Below are 19,515 nucleotides of genomic sequence, written 5' to 3' on the forward strand. Positions count from 1 at the left end.
TGTCATTAAATAAGCGCCCTTTGTATACTTAAGCGAATGTGAATAATAAAAATGAAGATACCGCTATGGCTTATTGGTTGTTTAAAACTGAACCCGACGCTTTTTCTATTGATGATTTAGCACAACGGCCGAACCAAACTGAACCCTGGGATGGCGTGAGAAACTATCAAGCGAGAAACTTTCTTCGCGACAGTATAAAGGTTGGCGACTTAGTGTTTATTTACCACTCGAGTTGCAAAACGGTGGGTATCGCAGGAGTGGCCGAAGTTGTGAAAGCAGGCTATCCAGATGTTAGTCAATTCAACCCCGAGTCCAATTACTACGATATTAAGGCAACCACTGACAAGCCTAGGTGGTATTGCGTAGACGTAAAACACGTAGAGTCGTTTAACCGTGTGCTTCCTCTTTGTGAAATAAAAGCGATGCCAAATATTACAGAAATACCCTTGGTAACCAAAGGCGGGCGTTTATCGGTGATGCCAGTAACAGAAAATGAATGGCAGCAGCTATATGCTGCTGCCAAGTAGCGCGTTAGCTCGTCTATTGAGTTAACAATGCTGACTCGGATTGTTAGCTCAGAATACAGACTTAGTATTTAGCCAAGCATGCTAGCCCAGCATTTGTCACTGTGGGCTAGCTTACTGTATTGGCGTTTCAGTGTTTATGGCTACTTTTTAGAAAGAGTGAACTTAGTGTCTGCTTCGCGAAGAATATACAGAGCAAAGCACGCGCCCCACATTGGCCAAGCGGCAAAAAAGAGCAAATGACTGAACGCATCAATATATTGCGGGAATGAGGACAGCGTTGAGCCTCCGTGAAGTAAGAAGATAAGTCCATAGGTATATCGCTTAGCCACGCCGCCAAGAAAAGCAAAAACAAGCGCAAGCTGAAATAGGCCCATAATGTATACTGCCATTTCTGGCACACCGCCAATACCGTAGAACTTTTCAAAGATAGCCATGCCGTGGGCAGGGTTTACAAATTTATCGAGTGTCCAAACGAACATCACGATAAACACAGTGACGCGCAGTGCCAGTAACGCCCAAGGTAGTCGAGTAGTAATAACATCTGATTGTGCAGAAAGGTGTGAATGTGTAGCTGATTGACCCATAAAGGTCTCCAATTGGTTATGAGATAAATGTGATTAATAAAGAACGGGTTGGAGAATTAAAAATTTCAAAAAATAAAAAATGCGCTGAAATTTTTTTAATAGCGTATCGGTCTTGTCACATAATATTAAAAAACGGAAACATACATGAATAACCTAGTAGGCCTCGCCATCAGTACCTTGGCTCTTGCAGTAAGCCAAGGCGTGCAAGCACAACAAACCCAAGAACGGGATATTGAAGTTGTCGAAGTGAAAGGAAATGTGTCTTCACTTGGCAATTTAAATCCAGGTGACAATCAGTTAAAAGGTATCTTTGGCGCCGGAATGTCGGCGGCAGAAACACCTCGTTCAGTCACATCCTTGTCTAGCGAGGCACTAGAAGCATTTAACATTAATGATTTACACGACATTGTCAAAGCTGCTCCCAATGCCTATGCATCAAGTGGTTTTGGTACACCAAGCTTACCAAGCATAAGAGGCCAGCTAGGTGAATTGTTCCAAGACGGTATTCGTCGCCAGGCCGGTAACAATGGTTTCGGACTTCCGCTGTCTTTCAATGGCGTAGAACAAGTCGACGTGGTAAAAGGCCCGTCTCTTGTATTATTTGGTAGTACCCAGCGAAACGGCGGATTTGTAAATTTGCAAACTAAAGCCGCCTCAACACAAGGAACGCAAGGTAAGGTGACACTTCGCGCCGGTCGTTGGGAGCAATACTCTGGGCAGGTCGATGTTAGTACGGCGATTGAAGAGGGCAAAAGCGGCTTTCGCATAAGCGCAGAATACCTCGATCACGGCAGCTTTTACGATTTTGCAGAGCGAGACAGCGTTAATCTCTTCGCTGCGTACCGCTACACTCCAAGTGATGCACTCACTTGGGATATTAGTGCTGAATATTACGACACCGATTATCCGGACAATGCGGGTATTAATAGACCCACTCAATCGTTAATCGATGATGGCTTGTACATTACCGGTCAGGGTGTTCAGCCTAATGGCAGCACGGTACCTGGTGCGGGCGCAATAATTTCACCCACCGGTGAGGTAGTGATTCCACGTAATCGTGTATTTACCAACCCTGATGATATTAATGGTGCAACCACTACCGTGGTGCGCAGCAGTATCAACTACCAATACGCTGACAACATCACTATTCGTAACTTATCGTATTATCAATATTTAGAGCGCGAAGAAGTGGCGCAAAACAGCTTCGTCGAAATAATTGATGGTGCTGATACCTTTGAAAATAGAACTGAGGTTGATTATCAGTGGTCTGACTCGCAAACCACAACGGTTGGAGTATCAATTCGCTACAACGATGTGTTGGGCTACAGCCAATTTACCACTGAAGCCGATAACCCTATCGATTTAACAGGCCCGCTTTCAAACCGCGTAATTCCCCTTACTGATGCACAAAAAGCCCGTTTAGTGCAGTTGCGCCCAGGCGTATTTGTCTCTCCGGGTGCCCAATACGACCTAAACGGTGACGGGGCTGGAGATTTCAATTTATCTGACACCACAGACTCTTCCACCTGGCAAACCGGCGTAGCGGTGCAGCAGCAATCAAAGTGGACCGATGATTTAACCACTATTGCCGGTGTGCGAATTGATTACTACGACGTTGAGGCCCGAGACCCGTTATCGCCAGAGGGTGTTGAAGCAGCCTCTGATACCTACAGCGATACCTTAAGTAGCTATCAGTTAAGTGCAGTTTACAAGCTTACCAACGCGATTAATCTTTACGCTGCATTTTCCGAAAACGATGCCACCTCCAATAGCATGGGAGGGGGTACGGTACTGGGCGGAGATAACGAGATTAACCCGCTGAATTTTGCTACTGAAAATACGCTGTATGAAGTGGGTGTAAAATATTCACCTAACAGCGAGTGGTACGCAGAGGCATCGGTGTTTGACCAAACCCGTAGTTTGCGAAACCGCGATGGCAGCAATAGCGGAGTTAAAACCCAAGGTGCAGAGTTTCAAGTGTTTTATCAACACAATGATGTGTGGGTAAACGCAGCGTATAGCTACTTAGACGCGCGCTTTGATGACTCTGCAGCTTTCCAAGGAACGTCACAAGTGATTGATGCCTTCGATAACAGCCGCCCCGATATTGTTAACGGTACAGGCGTTGGCTCTCCATCGTTTACGGCGTTTGCCCCTTCGGATAGTCGAGTGCAGGGTATTCCTCGTCAAATGGTGTCGTTGAATACAGGCTGGCAGTTAACCGATGACTTCGCAGTAGGCGCTAGCGCTCTTTACACCAAGTCGTTTCCATTAGATTTTTTGCAAACGGTAAACATACGCGACCAGTATTCCCTTGACTTAAATGCAGACTATCGCATTAATGAACAATTACGCGTTCGTGCAGACGTTATTAATGTGACTGACCAGGACAATTGGCAACCACTGTTTGAAGGCGGCTTTTTTGGTGCAACGCTTGTTATGCCTAATGTACCTCGTCATGTTCAGTTAACTATGCAGTATGCGTTTTAAGCGCACATAAGGAATAAAAATGTTTAAGAAAATCGCGTTGCTCGCCGTCATTGCAGCTTCTGTCGTTGGGTTTTTCTATTTTGACCTAAACACGTATTTGACGCTAGAGGGAATGAAAGGCTCGCTAGATACGTTCAAAACTCAAATATCTGAAAACCCGGTGTTAAGCGTCGCGATTTTCTTTGCAATTTATGTGGCGGTAACGGCGCTGTCGTTACCTGGAGCGGCTATTCTTACGTTAGCCGCTGGCGCCTTATTTGGCCTGTTCCAAGGCCTAATTATTGTGTCCTTTGCGTCTAGTTTAGGCGCAACATTGGCCTTTTTAGTCGCCCGGTTTATTTTGCGAGACACGGTACGTAATAAGTTTAAAGAGAAGCTGAAGAAGATTGATGAAGGCGTTGAAAAGCAAGGGCCATTCTATTTATTTACCCTTAGGCTAGTGCCGGTATTTCCATTCTTTTTAATCAATTTATTGATGGGCTTAACGTCTATCAAAACCTGGACATTCTACTGGGTAAGCCAAGTAGGCATGCTTGCCGGCACGGTTGTTTACGTTAATGCTGGCACCCAGTTAGCGCAGATTGATAGCCTTTCGGGCATTTTATCCCCTGAGCTACTTCTCTCTTTTGTTTTACTGGGTATATTTCCTTGGATTGCGAAAGGGATTGTGGCCCTTGTTAACCGTCGGCGCGTTTACAAAGGCTATAACAAACCTAAAACCTTCGACAGAAACTTAGTGGTTATCGGTGCAGGCGCTGGCGGCCTAGTAACTAGCTACATTGCTGCAGCGGTTAAAGCGAAAGTAACGCTTATCGAAGCGGGCGAGATGGGTGGGGATTGCCTTAACTATGGCTGTGTGCCAAGTAAGGCAATAATAAAAACGGCCAAAGTCGCTAAACAAATGCGCCATGCCGATGATTACGGGCTAAATCCAGTTTCACCGTCTATGTCGTTTAAAAAAGTAATGAAAAGGGTGCATGAAGTTATAGCAACCATCGCCCCTAACGATAGCGTAGAGCGCTACACAAACCTAGGTGTGGATGTGGTAAAAGGCTATGCGACCATTATCGACCCCTGGACCGTAGAAATTAGAACCAATGAAGGCGAAGTAAAGCGCCTAACCACCAAGAATATTGTTGTTGCCACTGGCGCTAGCCCGTTTATCCCGGAGCTTCCTGGTATCGAGGAAAGTGGATACGTTACTTCCGACACCCTTTGGACGAAATTTGCCGAATTAGACGATGCTCCTAAAAGGTTAATAGTGCTAGGTGGCGGCCCTATTGGTTGCGAACTTGCGCAGGCCTTTGCCCGGTTGGGCAGTGAGGTGACTCAGGTAGAGCGTGCTCCGCGTTTAATGGGGCGCGAAGATACGGATGTGGCCGACTATGTGGAATCGGTGCTCACTGAAAGTAACGTTAACGTACTAACACAGCACGATGCATTGCGATTTGAAACCCGTGGTGATGACAAAGTGCTAGTGGTTGCTAAAGATGGCAATGAAATCGACGTTGCCTATGACGAAGTTATTATTGCAGTAGGGCGTAAAGCGCGTCTTAATGGCTTTGGTCTTGAAAAGCTGGGCATTCAGTTTGACAGAACGATTGAAACCGATGATTACCTGCAAACACTCATGCCGAACATTTATGCTGCAGGAGACGTAGTGGGGCCGTATCAATTTACCCATGTTGCAGCGCATCAAGCGTGGTTTGCAGCGGTAAATGCGTTATTTGGAACGTTTAAAAAATTCAAAGTGGATTACAGCGTAATTCCTTGGACGACGTTCATCGACCCTGAAGTAGCGAGAGTGGGTTTAAGTGAACGAGACGCGGTCGAGCGAGATATTGACGTAGAAGTGACGCGATACGAGTTTGCGGAACTAGACAGAGCAGTGACAGAAAGCGCCCGTAAAGGATTTATCAAGGTGCTCACGCCCCCTGGCAAAGACAAAATTTTAGGGGTAACAGTGGTGTCAGAACACGCTGGAGACTTGCTGGCAGAGTTTGTTATTGCCATGAAGCATGGGTTGGGACTTAACAAAATTTTAGGCACCATTCATACCTATCCAACGTGGGCTGAGGGCGCTAAGTACGCTGCCGGTAATTGGAAGCGCGCGAATCAACCTGAAAAGCTATTAAGCTTTGTAGAGAAGTTTCACACATGGCGCAGGGGCTAATAATGCAATTGAGTAACGTGAAGTTCGGTATATTCTCACCTACCGCTGAGAGTGATTTTTGCGCTACTTCACCTGAACAAGCACCTAAACTAGCACCTAATCTAGCAACTAGAAGGGCACCTAAAAAAATGCGTGAAAATGCACTGATGAAAATGCTCAAAAGAATAAGCGCAGGCGCAGCTATCGGCTGCGCGTTATCTGTGATTTCGCTAAACGCACTGGCAGACAGCAAATTACATGAGAAATACAATGCACTACTCGATAAACATGTGGTGACTATCGACGGTGGAGCCAACACTCAAGTTGACTATAAAGGGTTTAAGCGTGATCACAGCCAGCTAAGCAGTTACCTTGACCAACTCGCCGCAGTGCCGCCGCGTACATTCGACTCGTGGGATCAAAATACGCAGCTAGCATTTCTTATTAATGCGTATAACGCCTATACCATCGATTTTATTCTTACCGAATACCCTGAACTTGAGTCTATTCGAGACTTAGGCAGCTTTTTTTCCTCTCCTTGGGACAAAGAGATAGCCCCGCTTCTCGGTAAATCCCGCTCCCTTGACGATATAGAGCATAATTTAATAAGAGGGGACAATAAATATAGCGAGCCACGTATTCACTTTGCGGTTAACTGTGCAAGCGTTGGCTGCCCAGCGTTACGAGAAGAGGCCTATGTGGGCGAGCGATTAGACGCTCAGCTCGATATGCAAACGAAGCGTTTTTTAAGCGATAGCTCCCGCAACAAGATAGAAAACGAGACACTCTATTTATCAAAAATTTTCTCATGGTATGAAGGCGATTTTGAAAAAAACTGGAAGGATACTAATTCGGTGTCTGAGTTTATCCTTTTATATAAAGACGCGATGGCGTTAAGCAGTGCTCAAGTCGATTTGATTAAGAGCGGTAAAGCTGATGTTGATTACCTAGAATACGACTGGTCGTTGAACGATACAAAAGCGGCAGTGAAAAATTAGTCATAATGAGAAGGACGTGCGTTTTTTTTCCTGTGTGCAGCGCAAAAAACACTTGTGATGCAATCATGGCTTGCGTCCGGTTAGCATGCCTAACGATATTAATTATCGCAGGTAGTGCTTATGCCGGTTCGTCAGTAAATGGCAGTGACAATGCTATTGCTGGCACAGGTGCTAATCCAAATACTAGTGCGAACACTAATTTCAAGGCTAGTCCCAAGACTAATCCCAAAACTGATCCCAACCCCGTTGTGCGATTTCACGCATGGGGCGGCAGTGCGCAGGTAAATAGTTACCTCAAGTGGGTTGCCGATAGGGTTGAGCGCAAGCACGGCATTGCGTTAAAGCACGTGAAGCTTGCCGATACCAGCGACGCAGTTTCAAGGGTATTAGCAGAAAAAGCTGCGGGTAACTTACATAATGGCAGTGTCGATCTCATTTGGATCAACGGTGAAAATTTCGCTGCTATGAAAAAGAATGCGTTGTTGGCAAAGGGATGGGTGGGTGATATTGCAAACTTTTCGTTAACAAATCCAGATAGTAACTTAGCAATGGTGACAGATTTTGGTGAGCCAACATTAGGAATGGAAGCGCCGTGGGGTAAAGCATCTATGGTGTTTTACTACCGCAAATCGCACTTTGATTCATTGAATGAGCCAGTACCCCAGACTCTCCGTGCCCTTTTGCAGTTTAGTCAGCAGCAGCCTGGTCGGTTTACCTATCCAGTGGTAACAGACTATTTAGGTATAAGCTTCATCAAGTACGCTGCTATTGCTCTTAATTCGTCAAACCAATCACTATTTTATAAACCCGTTACTCAAAACGCCCTAGAGAAGATTACTCCTTCGTTATGGACGTACCTTGATGCGCTGCATCCCACAATGTGGCGTAATGGCGAATACATGGTACGACAAGCATCTCAGCTACAGCGATTAATTGGCAGCGGTGAACTTTCGTTGGCCTTTTCGTTTACCGCTGCAGAAATACCAAGTGCGGTAGAACGGTTTGATTTACCACAAGATGTGCGTACTTTTGCCATGTCAGACGGTAGTCTGGCAAATGTGCATTTTATCGGGCTAACGTTTAATTCGCCTAATCAAGCGGCGGCAAAAACGGTAGTCGATTTTCTTTTATCCCCCGAAGCTCAAGCAAAAAAACAACGTTTACAGGTATGGGGAGACGACACCGTACTTGATACTAACGTGTTATCCGCATCGCAAAAAAGCATGTTTGAAACCCAGCAGTCTCATCCTTCAGCACTTGATAAGTCTCAGTCAACGCCTCTGTACGCAGAGCCTCACGCAAGCTGGACCGATGCACTGAGACAGGCCTGGGAAGAGCGATACGGTGCGAGATACTGATGTCTAATTTAAGCTCTCGATCTAGGCCTCGATCTGGGCCTCAATCTAAGCTTCTATCTAAGCCTCTGTATAAGAATAGAAACCGAAGCTTGGCGCAAGGCCATTTCAATCGCATTACCGTTTGGGCGAAGTGGTTATTACTTTGCTTACTGATTATTCCGGTGTTGGCTGGCGTTGTTGGGGTTTTCTTACCTGCCATGGGTTACTTTCCGGCCATTGGCGCTACTCAATTTGATTTTCGCGTTTTCGTCGCATTATTTGATGTGGCAGGCATTCACACCATGATGTGGCTTTCGCTTTTCACCGGCTTAGTTGCGACAGTGATTGCAGCGCTATTTGCGTTTGTGTTGCTGTCTGTATTTTATCGCTCGCAAATGCTCTCTCGATTACAGATAGTGCTAAGCCCTTTTTTGGTACTGCCACACGCCGGTGCAGCAATAGCCCTAGTATTTTTACTGAGTCCATCGGGGTTCTTTGCCCGGCTTTTTACGTTTGATAGCAATTCCATTGCCTCTGCAAATGAAGGTATTTTTCTTTTCGATAGTTACGGCATCAGCATTATATTAGCGCTAGTGTTAAAAGAAATTCCCTTCGTTCTTCTTATGGCAATAAGTGTGATGTCGCAGCCGTTAATACACGAGAAAATCAACGGTTACTTTAAAGCAGGTACCGCTCTTGGATACTCACCTATCGCTATTTTCTTCAAATTAGTGCTGCCAATAGTGTTTCCACAAATACGACTGCCCCTTTTAGCTGTATTGGTTTTTGCGGTTTCAAATGTAGAAATTCCACTTATACTTGGGCCTAATGATCCCAGTACCCTAGCCGTAGCCGTGCTGCATTGGTTTAATAATATTGATTTATCTATGCGTTTGCAGGCTTCTGCTGCAGCGGTTGTGCAGGTGGGTATCGCTGTGTTTGCAGTTATTGTGATGTTGGCAATTGAGAAGGCTTTCACCTTTGGTGGTAAAAAATGGCTGCAGCGCGGGAAGCGACATGCTACCGATAAAGCAATTAGCGCCACAGCTTACTTACTATTGTTCGTGTACGTGGTGCTAGTAGTGAGTGCGGTTTACACACTGGTTGCGTTCTCGTTTGCGAAGCAGTGGACGTTTCCTAACATTATACCGACTGACGTCACCATGCTTCACTGGAACACTGTGCTCGACGCGGTGTTAACGCCCTTATCGAATACCTTGTTATTAGGTGTTTGCGTAAGCTTCAGTGCATTAGTATTAGTGTTACTTACTCTTGAGAGCGAACCATTGAATGCAGGAAAGACACGGGCTTCTCTGCTACTTCCTACCGCCTTATTTTTACCTTTGCTGGTGCCTGGGGTAGCCTTTTTGTATGGCTTAGTGTGGTTCCAGCAGCTTATTTTAAAGGATGCCATTTGGTTTCATGTGTATGTGGCGCACATGGTTTATGTGATCCCTTATGTGTACCTATCACTGGCTGTAGCGTACCGAAAGTTTGATAACCGTTATGTAATGGTGGCGCTAAGCCTTGGCAAATCACCAATGGGTGTGTTCTTTTTAGTAAAACTTCCTCTGCTCATTGGGCCCATTCTGGTTGCCTTTGCTTTAGGGCTGGCAATTAGCTTCAGCCAGTACCTTCCTACGTTACTCACCACTGGCGGGGCAATTTCTACAGTTACCACAGAGGCAGTGGCGTTAGCTGCGGGAAGCAGCGCAAGATTAAGTGCAGCCTATGTGGTTATTCAAGCTGTTATGCCATTGTGTGGGTTTGGTTTAGCGTGGTGGTTATCGAACATACTCTTCAAACCGAGCACAACCAAAATAAGTACAAATGAATCCAGCACAGGTAAAAGTGTAAGAAGCGTATGATCTATCTAACAGAAAAGAGAGCGTAAATGGCACTGACACTCAAAGAGCTTGAAATATTTAAAGGGAGCGCTTTACTACTTTCCCTTGATGTCACCGTTGAAGAGGGTGAAATTTTAACGGTTATGGGGCCAAGTGGGTCGGGTAAGTCAACGCTGCTGCAGGCAATAGCAGGGCATCTTAACTCGCCTTTTTCGTTTTCGGGTTCCATCTCAATAGATGGAACGAATCTAGCTAACAAGCCACCACATCGGCGCGGTGTTGGCGTTATGTTTCAAGATGCATTGTTGTTTGAGCACATGACGGTAGAGCAGAATATTATGTTTGCTATGCCTAGTGCTAAGTATCAAACAAAAAGCAAAAAACGAGACGCTGTGGCGAAGCTGCTTCACGCTGTTGAGTTAGATGGAATGCAACATAGAGTGGTAACCACATTGTCTGGTGGTCAGCAAAGTCGTATTTCTCTGTTGCGTACGTTAGCTGCAGAGCCGCAAGCGGTATTACTTGATGAGCCCTTTAGTAAATTAGACACAGCGCTTAGACAACAAATTAGGGAATGGACATTCACGCAGTTGCGCGAGCGCAATATACCCGCACTACTCGTTACTCATGACAATGCCGATGCTGTGTCAGCGGGTGGTCAAACCATTGAGCTATCATCATGTTAGATGCCAAGGTAACTCCGTTTATTAAAACGCTTTTAAAGCCTATAGTTGTTGGGTTAGATAAGCACTCTGTAACGCCTAATCACGTCACTCTCTTAGGGTTTGTCGTCGGGTTGATGGCAGTGCCTTTAATAATTCTTAACTGGTGGTATGGAGCCCTTGGCTTCATCATCCTCAATAGAGTGTGTGATGGTATCGACGGCGAGCTTGCTCGATATCAAAAAAACAGTAGCAGTGCTGGTGGCTATTTAGATATTTGCTTAGATTTTCTATTCTATGCTTCAATTCCATTAGCGTTTGGCATTGCTAACCCCAGTGAGTGGGGGATACCTGCCGTGGTATTGTTGGCTACTTTTATTGGTACCGGAAGCAGTTTTCTTGCATTCGCAGTAGCGGCAGAGAAATTCAATATCGACCGCCCACAGTTTGCGAATAAAAGCTTTTATTACATGCAAGGGCTAACTGAAGGTACCGAGACAATAGCTGTCTTTTTAGCGTTTTGCATTTGGCCTAATCACTTTCCTATTATGGCTTACTGTTTTGCAGCGGCCTGTCTCGTTACCATAGTGACAAGAGTAAGCGGCGGCTTTGCTACACTTAAACGAGTAGAGCAGTCTAACGCGAGTAGTCAGAAATCAAACCAGTAATTAAACTAGCAATAAGAAGAGTAGGGTGAATGGACACTACATCAGTAATCCGACTTTCCGTGTTTATTTCGGTTTTCTTCATCATGGCGATGCTAGAGGCGTTTTTACCTGCGCGCAAATCAACATTATCTCGCAAAGAGCGGTGGGTAGGCAATCTGTCTATGGTTGTCTTTGGTGCAGTGGTTTCTCGGCTGCTTGTGCCTGCTTCATTGGTAGGGGTGTCGTTGTGGGCTAGCGAAAAAGGCTACGGCCTATTCAATATCCTGTTTGAATCAGATAGTACGCTAGTCAGTGCAGTAGTCGTTGTGGTGGGGGTATTGCTACTGGACGTGGTTATTTATTGGCAGCACAGGTTGTTTCATACCATTCCATTGCTGTGGCGCATTCATAAAATGCATCACGCCGATAGCCATGTAGACACCACCACAGGTTTACGTTTTCATCCAATAGAAATAGTAATCAGCTTAGGTGTAAAAACTGCTGCTGTAGTCGCGTTTGGCGTTCCTATTCTAGCGATTGTCATTTTTGAAGTCGCATTAAATGGTTTTGCGCTATTTAATCATGCCAACATACGACTGCCTCAAAAGTGGGACGATAGATTGTCGACTCTCATAATCACCCAACGATTACACCGCATTCACCATAGCCAAGCTAAAGAAGAATCTAACAGCAATTTTGGTTTTAGCGTGTCGTGGTGGGATAAGGTATTTAATAGCTTTAAGCCCCGTGCTCATGAAAGCGACGATAAGTTGCCAATAGGGCAGCGTGATGTACCGCCCACAAAAGACAACGCAACCATGCTATCGCTGCTCCGTCAGCCCTTTTCCAAACCGGCTGAAGATTGATCTGAATAAAACTTCCAAGCGTTCTAGTTTATCGTAGTTGAGTCTTGCTACCGCGTACACGTTTAGTCGTACAGAAAAAACGGTACAAAAAGGAAAGTGTTGTTATACTTTAGATGCGCGCAAGGTCAGTTTATCCATACGTTCGTTTTTTTTATGTTATAGCCTGAACTCACTTGGCGTTTACTTTCCGGTTGAAGTTACGTAAACGAAATATACAGCTTAGAAGCCTCTAAATAATAAGAGCTTACAAGCCTCAAAGTAACGAGAGGTTGAGATTGCACGGTAATAAAAGGAATGAACTGCTTCAGCAGCTCCCCACACCGCTTATGTTTAAGCAAAGAGGTGATAGCACCTATTACTTAAATACCGCGTTTCTTTCACTTTTCGGCATATCACCTGATAGCAAAAAAGGCAGTGAACCCACAGATTTTCGTTTTTATGACCCCCTTACTAACGATAAGCTTACTGGTGAGAAATGCCCTTATCAAGCATTAGAAAAAGGCGATGTAGCAAGCACCTGGGTTCGCCTACAAACACCTGAGCGCTCGTTACACTGCTTTATTAGTGGCTCAACCATTACCGACAATGGCACACAATGGCTTGTGTTTCACATTGATGCGAATAATCGAGTGACCGCTAATAACGGAAACGATAGCGCTGGTGCACAGCGGCATATTGAATTTAACCAGTTACTCACCAAATTTTCCTCAAAACTCATTAATGCCAGTGCACAAGATTTGGACGTTATTATTGCGCAAAGTCTCGCTGCCTTTGGTGAGTTTTGTGATGTTGACCGCTGTTATCTCTTTGAGTTCTCAGACGATTTAGCTTTGATGTTTAATACCCACGAGTGGGTGGCCGCGGGTGTTGCCCCCTACATTGACGAATTACAAAATATGCCAACAAAGGAAATGCCGTATTTAATAGGTCATATTGAGAATGGTCTATTTAAAGTGGATGACGTGAGCAACATTCCCGACTCAGCGATTGCCGAACGTGAAGAATTTCAGAAACAAAATATATGTTCTATTTTGTGCTCGCGAATTATGGCAGATGGTAAAACTCACGGCTTTATAGGTTGTGACATCACCGGAAACCCTTATACGTGGAGTGCTTCAGATATAGAATACTTAAAGCGAATTGGTGACATGTTGGGCAATACGCTGCAAAATATTTATAATCGTAAAGCCATTCATACTATGCAGCAGGAGCTGATTGAGGCTAATAGACAACTGCAAAAATTAGCCAATATTGACGGATTAACGGGCATAGCAAATAGACGCCTGTTCAACAGTACTTTAGATAAAGACTTAGCCCAAGCTTGTCGAAAACAAGACGCACTTTCTCTTTTGCTGATTGATGTGGATTTTTTCAAACTATACAACGACCAATATGGTCATGTTGCCGGTGACAGTGTGCTTCAAAAAGTCGCTCAGACACTAGCAGACAGTTGTGTGGGTACCGATGATCTAGTCGCCCGCTACGGCGGTGAGGAGTTTGCTGTTATTCTGCCTTCTACAACCCTTTCTCGAGCGCAGGACATAGCCAATCGTATTGTTAAGAATGTTAAGGGGTTGGGTATTAAGCACAAAGCATCGCCTCATGAAAGCCTGTTAACGGTGAGTATTGGTATTGCTACTCAAGCAGATAATTGTGATAAGAGCTGCATTGAATTGATTGAAAAGGCTGACAAAGCACTTTACCGAGCAAAATCGACGGGTAGGGGACGTGCTTGCGCTTAGTGCAGCTTAGTGCGTTGTTGAATTAAAGCGCGCCTTAATAAAAATAAAAAAAGCCCGCTTTAGAAGCTGAAACACTTCAGAGCGGGCCTTTATGTTTGCTTGTTAGAGCTTAAAACTCATAAGACACGGTTGCACCGAATGTACGAGGCTGATTCGGGTATGCATTGTAGCTTCCGGCTTGAATTGGTGGTGGAAAGGCCGATAAGAAGTACTCATCATTGTTCAAGTTTCTAACCCACACTTTAAAGCTTAAACCGTTATCCATAGTTAGGCCTGCACTTGCGTTTAACGTGCCTACTTCTCGAGTAAGTTCAGCGGGAACGTTTTCTACAAGTCGTGCTTCACTTTCATAAAGATAGTCTGAGCGAACGAATCCATACATGCCGTTACCTAATTCAAAGTTATAGGTAAGCCCTGCAACAAAGCTGCGTTCATGTATGCCCGCCGGCTGTGTTCCTGATAAATCCACTGGGCCATCTACGCCGTTTGCTCCTTCAAAAGAATCGTAAACCGGGTCGAGAATGGTCCCGCCAAAGGAAAATACCAGTTCATCGGTTAGGTTGAACGTAGAGTCAAACTCTACACCTTTGGTGGACTGTTCTCCTGCGTTTGCCAGAACAAAACCCGTACCGACGAAAATACTCGACTGAAATCCTTCAATAGTTTGGTCGAATAATGTGACGTTAAATGCGCCCCGCTTAAATCTTGCCTTAACACCAAGCTCGTAAACCGTAGACTCCTCGGCTCCTGCATAGCGTGTACCGTAGCTTTGATTTGCTCGCGTTAAACTCGCTGTTTCAAGTGCTTGCTGATCGCTAGGAAACGGACGAGTATCACGAGATAGGTTCCATGAAGAGGCTTTAAAACCTGTTGCAGCGGATGCAAACACGTTGAAATTTCGATTAACTTCATAGGCTAAGCGCACGTTCCATGTGGTTTTGCTGTCGTTTGTATTCCCTCCCTCTACCTCATTAGGAAAGATAAGCTGGGGTGGCAAAAATTGAACACCTTTTAAGGTAGGCACAAACGGTTGTAAATCGGGAATGAAAGCAAGTGGTACGCCGAATACGGTGGGGTCCGTATCAAAATCAATCGCCGACAGTGTTTCGTTGTGAACTTGAGACACCGACACGTCTTTTTCATCATCAGTATACGAAATGCCAAGCGTTGCCGTGAGTTTGTCACTTAAATCATAATCAACGGTAGCAAATAGACTAAACGCATCGTTTTCTTGCAGGAAGTCTGTGGCCACAAAGTTGCTCGCGTTAAAAAAAGCGTTGCGAGGTTGAGCATATACGTCTTCAGCACTCTCTAAAAGTGGCTGTAAACCAAGAATGTTGAAAAATGGTCGTGTTCCTTCCCCATAGTAAAGTACATCGCCTGTATCCACTTCTTCAGAGAAGTAAAATCCGCCTACCATCCAATCGAATTCGTTATCGCCAGTCGAGGTTAAGCGAAATTCTTGGGTAAAGGTTTCTATATCGGTGTTACCCGTTTCGGTAAGGATATCAAGTGAGGTGTAATCTACATCAGAATCGTAGCTGCTCGTATTTTTTCGAAACGCTGTAATTGACGTGAGTGTAAAAGAGTCATAATCCACGTCTATCTGAACAGAAACACCGCCATCTTCAACTGTATTAGTAGAGTTTTGGTTAAGCGCTGATTTGAATTCAAACTGGTCTTCTACATCAAGAACGGTTCCACCGAGAGCCCGCACAGCGGCTGTCGTTGGGCCATTGATAACATCGGCCACGGTGCAACAGCGTTCATCAATTTCACTGTAATCTGCAATAAATCGGATTCGTGTATCTTCGGTTGGTTCGTAAAGCGCCTGACCACGAACATTCCATCTATCACGGTTATTCATATCATCAAGCCCAACAACACTGTCGGTATAGCCGTCTCGTTTGTTAATACCGCCAGATACACTAAACGCCAACTCTTCGGTAATTCCGTTCGTGTAATAACCCCTTAATAAGCGCTGATTGAAGTTGCCAACACCTAACTCTACCTTGGCGGCTTCTATAAACGAAGGGCCTGCTGTTCTGACGTTAATAACACCCGCAGAGGCGTTTTTACCAAACAATGTGCTTTGCGGACCGCTTAATACTTCAACTTGTTCTAGGCGAGGCAAATCACCAATTTGTGCAGCAGCTCTAGAGCGATATACGCCATCTATGAAAACGCCCACGGAAGGTTCGATACCTGTGTTATTTGTACCGTTGCCAAATCCGCGAATTGAAAAATTGGTATTGGAGGAGCGTTGCAGCGGCGTTACGCGAAGTGTAGGAACTAAAGCCTGTAAGTCTTGTATATCCAATACTTGCGTTTGCGCTATATCCTCTCCAGTAGTGACGGTAACAGCGATAGGCGTTTCTTGCAGTCCGGTTTGTCGTTTTGATGCGGTTATCAGAATTTGTTCAAAGAGATCGTCATCGGTTTGTGCCTCAGCTTGCGGTGTGTTCGGTGTTGATTCCTGTGCGTGGGCGACATGGCCTGACAGGCCAAGTGTTACTGCAACCATAAGCGCAAGTGGCTTTCGTTTAAAAAATGAAAGTGGACACTTTTCCATAGTACGTTCTCTTTTTATGTTTATTTTTATAAGACGTTCGTCAACATTGAGTGTTACGTGAGTAAATATCGACGAACGAAGACAGATAAATAACTTAACGCAAAATCAATCAATGTAAACATAATGTTATTATTTAGTTAAATGATGTTTTGTGTAAGGTTTGAGTGATATTTGAACACTTGTCGGAAGGTGGTGAGCTTTTCGCTAATTTTTATTGAATTTCAGGCACAAAAAAAGGCGTAGAGTACGCCTTCTTTATGAATTGGTGGGCTGGCGGGAAGTGCCACCTAGTTCAGAGGGAAATAAGTAATTTATACATTACAAACGCTTATAGGAAAAAACAAGGGTAAATCTGAGATGTTCGTGATACCAAATCGTGATATACGGATAAGTTCAAACAATGCTTTTTCTTGATATACGGTTGCAATATTAGAGATTTAGTGCAAATTAGTAGTTATATGGATATATGGAACTCAAATATGGAAATTCTAGACTCATCAAGCGCCGCAAAACTAAGTCTTACTAAATCGTTAGACGTTAATCAATTCAAATCTATTCTATCCTCCCTCATAGAGCACGCAGCATGCAGCGGTTGTACAGGCATTAGCGAATCATTTAACAGTGAGCAAGTTTCTTTCGATAATTTAGGCACTGTTTTAAGTGCACTCAAAGCTAGTGGCTATAGGTTTACAGCAAACATCACTGAGAGTGAATTTGAACTCTCTGTCAATTGGTAGGTTTGCTGAGCATATGGTGCGTTCGAAAGAAACTCATATGAGAAAGTGTTTAAAGGATAAATATTCAAAGAAGGAATGTAGTAAATATGACAGATTATAATGAGGGCTTAGAAGAAATTACGAGCGAAGACCAGGACTTGGATTCAACTCCAGCCTCATATGAAGTAATAACATATCCAGCCGACTTTACTCTAGAAGGGTTAGTTAGAAAGTATAAAAAGGGTTCGATGATAGTTCCCGGCTTTCAACGGAATTATGTATGGAATATCAAACAAGCAAGTAGGTTGATAGAGTCTTTTTTACTCGGCCTTCCTGTTCCGGCTATTTTTTTGTTTATTGACGATGAAAGAAACGAGCAACTCGTCATTGACGGTCAGCAAAGATTGATGACAATTGTATATTTCTTGGATGGCTATTTTGGGGAGCCAGATTCAAACGGTAAGAGAAAAGTCTTTAAACTCACCGGTCTAAACGAAAAAAGCCCGTACTATAATAAGACCTATGACGAATTAGAAGAGACTGATATCGCAGCATTCAATAAACTAAATGATAGTGTATTGCGTGCTTTTGTCATAAAGCAGATTACACCCAATGGAAATACTAGTGTCTACCATATATTCGAAAGGCTGAATACGGGAGGAACGCAGCTTGTAGGCCAAGAGATTAGAAATTGTGTTTATCACGGGTCTTTCAACGATATGTTGTGCGAGCTAAATCAATACCCGAATTGGCGAAAAATTTTCGGTAATGACAAGCCTCATAGCCGCCAGAAAGATGTTGAATTGATTCTCCGTTTCTTTTCGTTTTTCGAAAACGGAGAAAACTACTCCAGGCCTATTAAAGATTTTATGTCTAATTTTATGAGGGAAAACCAGAATATATCGCCGGGCAAAAAGGAACATTTGAGCGCTATATTTAAAGAAACATGTGATTTAGTAGTTGAGCACCTCGGTGATAAGCCTTTTCACATTTGGTCTGGCTTAAACGTTGCTGTATACGACTCTGTATTTACAACTATAGCGAAGAAAGATGTTATTCCAAATCTAGATGAGCAATTTAAGCTGCTCAAAGAAGATGAGTCTTTTGTTAAAGGTGTTAGAGGTGCTACGGCTGATGAATCAATCGTAGAGCTTAGGATGAGTTTAGCTCAACAATATTTGGCGTAAGTATGAACTTTAATAAAATAGATAACGCGTTAAATACTTGTTCAGCTTATATCGCCGAAATGGATTTAACCGAAATCACAAATAAAGAAGTTGAAACATACCTTGTTGGAGGTCTCGTCGTATTAATCGTATCTGAGTATGAAGATTATCTTGAGTCCGCGTTTGTTAAGCGAGCTGAGAAGTGCGGTGATGAATGCGCGATTAATTTTATAAGAACAATGCTATCTCGCAAGTTCAGAAGTCCCGATTTAAGAAAGATAAACGATACTTTGAAGAGCTTTGACTCCACTCTCAGAGATGTTTTCCACACCGATATTAAAGATTCACCCGAGATGGCTGCATGGGACTCTTTAATGAAGGCTAGACACGCAGTAGTTCATAAGCAGGGCTCCTTGAACTTAACTTTTAGGGAGCTTAAGGAGAATTATGCGAAGACAAAGAGAGTAATACAAGCAGTCGAGAGCACTTTGGGGCTTGAGCTACACTAGCTCAGTCTCCACCTGACAGCACCTTCTTCTTGATGTTTAGCTGTCAGGTTTGTTTTTAAATAGTCTCAACTCTACTAACTTAGTCTAGGGAAGGAGTAATGTAGTGTGACTCAAGCACGTAAAACTTGGAAAAAAGTAACATGAGATTTATTGTTGCCATCCGTTTACTGCGATGTAGAGCGATTTTATATTTATTCCGATGCGGCTAGACGCCATCCGTACTTGTTTACTAAACAACTTTCCATTTGGTCAGCTATGATAAGCGGATTTCCGGCAGCACCAAAATTTGCTGCATATTGAGTGGCTTCTGCTTGGCAGTTGTATTTGTCGCGCTGAAATTCTTGTTGACCTTTATAATTATGCACGAAATTTTTTGCAGCACACCCACTTAAAGCTAGAGTAGCAATGCACAGAAGAGACGAGGAAAGTTTGGCATTCATCAGAAAGTCCTTTTTATTGTAATGCTTTTGTGAAAGCTTTCATTCCAAAAAAGCTTATTGTTGATTTCAAGGTGTTGTTATCAATAATAAAAATACACTTTTTTTTAGAGAAATGCTACACAATGGTAGAGCTATTTTGTTATTGTACTATTCCTTAAAACAATGTTTTTTACAGTTTGGGCGTAAAACCTTTCGCCTGTATCGGTTCTCAAGCCCATTTCATTGAGAGTGAGAGCTATGCGTCTGAGCGACATTTCTGA

At 43.9% G+C, this 19,515-nt stretch carries 17 protein-coding genes; 13 read left to right on the forward strand and 4 right to left on the reverse strand.

Annotated elements, in window-relative coordinates; genetic code table 11:
- Nucleotides 1–65 precede the first annotated feature (65 nt).
- Nucleotides 66–527, forward strand: coding sequence for an EVE domain-containing protein (locus V7R39_RS06150; protein ID WP_334029857.1), 462 nt, complete (start codon nt 66–68; stop codon nt 525–527).
- A gap of 140 nt (nt 528–667) precedes the next feature.
- Here the strand turns inward: V7R39_RS06150 and V7R39_RS06155 are convergent, their stop codons facing one another.
- A complete protein-coding gene (locus V7R39_RS06155; RefSeq protein WP_032096550.1) occupies nt 668–1,111 on the reverse strand; it encodes a hypothetical protein in 444 nt (147 codons plus the stop codon).
- A 144-nt stretch (nt 1,112–1,255) separates the two neighbouring features.
- Between V7R39_RS06155 and V7R39_RS06160 the strand changes: the two genes are divergently transcribed.
- The 9 genes from V7R39_RS06160 (at nt 1,256) to V7R39_RS06200 (ending at nt 13,852) form a co-directional block, all read left to right on the forward strand.
- A complete protein-coding gene (locus V7R39_RS06160) occupies nt 1,256–3,601 on the forward strand; it encodes a TonB-dependent receptor (protein ID WP_334029357.1) in 2,346 nt (781 codons plus the stop codon).
- 19 nt (nt 3,602–3,620) lie between these two features.
- Nucleotides 3,621–5,774 (forward strand): FAD-dependent oxidoreductase, encoded by a 2,154-nt coding sequence (locus V7R39_RS06165; RefSeq protein WP_334029359.1) that lies wholly within the window; start codon nt 3,621–3,623, stop codon nt 5,772–5,774.
- A gap of 128 nt (nt 5,775–5,902) precedes the next feature.
- Nucleotides 5,903–6,751 carry a DUF547 domain-containing protein gene (locus tag V7R39_RS06170; protein ID WP_438823525.1) on the forward strand — a complete coding sequence of 283 codons (849 nt, stop codon included), beginning with the start codon at nt 5,903–5,905 and terminating at the stop codon, nt 6,749–6,751.
- A gap of 65 nt (nt 6,752–6,816) precedes the next feature.
- A complete protein-coding gene (locus V7R39_RS06175; RefSeq protein ID WP_334029364.1) occupies nt 6,817–8,109 on the forward strand; it encodes an ABC transporter substrate-binding protein in 1,293 nt (430 codons plus the stop codon).
- A complete protein-coding gene (locus V7R39_RS06180) occupies nt 8,109–9,956 on the forward strand; it encodes an ABC transporter permease (protein WP_334029367.1) in 1,848 nt (615 codons plus the stop codon). The genes V7R39_RS06175 and V7R39_RS06180 overlap by 1 nt, the downstream gene beginning before the upstream one ends.
- Nucleotides 9,957–9,982: 26 nt before the next feature.
- Nucleotides 9,983–10,621, forward strand: coding sequence for an ATP-binding cassette domain-containing protein (locus V7R39_RS06185; RefSeq protein WP_334029369.1), 639 nt, complete (start codon nt 9,983–9,985; stop codon nt 10,619–10,621).
- The gene (locus V7R39_RS06190) at nt 10,615–11,265 is read left to right on the forward strand and encodes a CDP-alcohol phosphatidyltransferase family protein (protein WP_334029371.1); all 651 of its coding nucleotides are present in this window, start codon (nt 10,615–10,617) and stop codon (nt 11,263–11,265) included. Before V7R39_RS06185 ends, V7R39_RS06190 begins: the two co-directional genes overlap by 7 nt.
- 29 nt (nt 11,266–11,294) lie before the next feature.
- Complete coding sequence (locus V7R39_RS06195) at nt 11,295–12,110, forward strand: sterol desaturase family protein (protein WP_334029373.1); 816 nt, start codon at nt 11,295–11,297, stop codon at nt 12,108–12,110.
- 275 nt (nt 12,111–12,385) lie between these two features.
- Complete coding sequence (locus tag V7R39_RS06200; RefSeq protein ID WP_334029376.1) at nt 12,386–13,852, forward strand: sensor domain-containing diguanylate cyclase; 1,467 nt, start codon at nt 12,386–12,388, stop codon at nt 13,850–13,852.
- A gap of 109 nt (nt 13,853–13,961) precedes the next feature.
- On the opposite strand, the gene V7R39_RS06205 is transcribed toward V7R39_RS06200, so the two are convergent.
- Entirely contained in the window at nt 13,962–16,424 is a 2,463-nt protein-coding gene (locus V7R39_RS06205; protein ID WP_334029379.1) for a TonB-dependent receptor, read from the reverse strand.
- Nucleotides 16,425–16,903: 479 nt separating this feature from the next.
- Between V7R39_RS06205 and V7R39_RS06210 the strand changes: the two genes are divergently transcribed.
- From V7R39_RS06210 to V7R39_RS06220, 3 genes are all read left to right on the forward strand, one after another.
- Nucleotides 16,904–17,161: a hypothetical protein gene (locus V7R39_RS06210; protein WP_334029381.1), complete on the forward strand. Its 258-nt coding sequence runs from the start codon at nt 16,904–16,906 to the stop codon at nt 17,159–17,161.
- A gap of 86 nt (nt 17,162–17,247) precedes the next feature.
- Nucleotides 17,248–18,327, forward strand: coding sequence for a DUF262 domain-containing protein (locus V7R39_RS06215; RefSeq protein WP_334029384.1), 1,080 nt, complete (start codon nt 17,248–17,250; stop codon nt 18,325–18,327).
- A gap of 2 nt (nt 18,328–18,329) precedes the next feature.
- The gene (locus tag V7R39_RS06220; protein ID WP_334029387.1) at nt 18,330–18,815 is read left to right on the forward strand and encodes a HEPN domain-containing protein; all 486 of its coding nucleotides are present in this window, start codon (nt 18,330–18,332) and stop codon (nt 18,813–18,815) included.
- A gap of 191 nt (nt 18,816–19,006) precedes the next feature.
- Here V7R39_RS06220 and V7R39_RS06225 read toward each other — a convergent pair whose 3' ends face one another.
- Both V7R39_RS06225 and V7R39_RS17805 read right to left on the reverse strand, forming a co-directional pair.
- Nucleotides 19,007–19,255 (reverse strand): hypothetical protein, encoded by a 249-nt coding sequence (locus V7R39_RS06225; RefSeq protein ID WP_334029390.1) that lies wholly within the window; start codon nt 19,253–19,255, stop codon nt 19,007–19,009.
- A gap of 131 nt (nt 19,256–19,386) precedes the next feature.
- Complete coding sequence (locus V7R39_RS17805; RefSeq protein ID WP_438823526.1) at nt 19,387–19,509, reverse strand: recombinase family protein; 123 nt, start codon at nt 19,507–19,509, stop codon at nt 19,387–19,389.
- Nucleotides 19,510–19,515 lie beyond the last annotated feature (6 nt).

The organism is Alteromonas sp. P256, assembly GCF_036864455.1.
Lineage (GTDB): Bacteria > Pseudomonadota > Gammaproteobacteria > Enterobacterales > Alteromonadaceae > Alteromonas.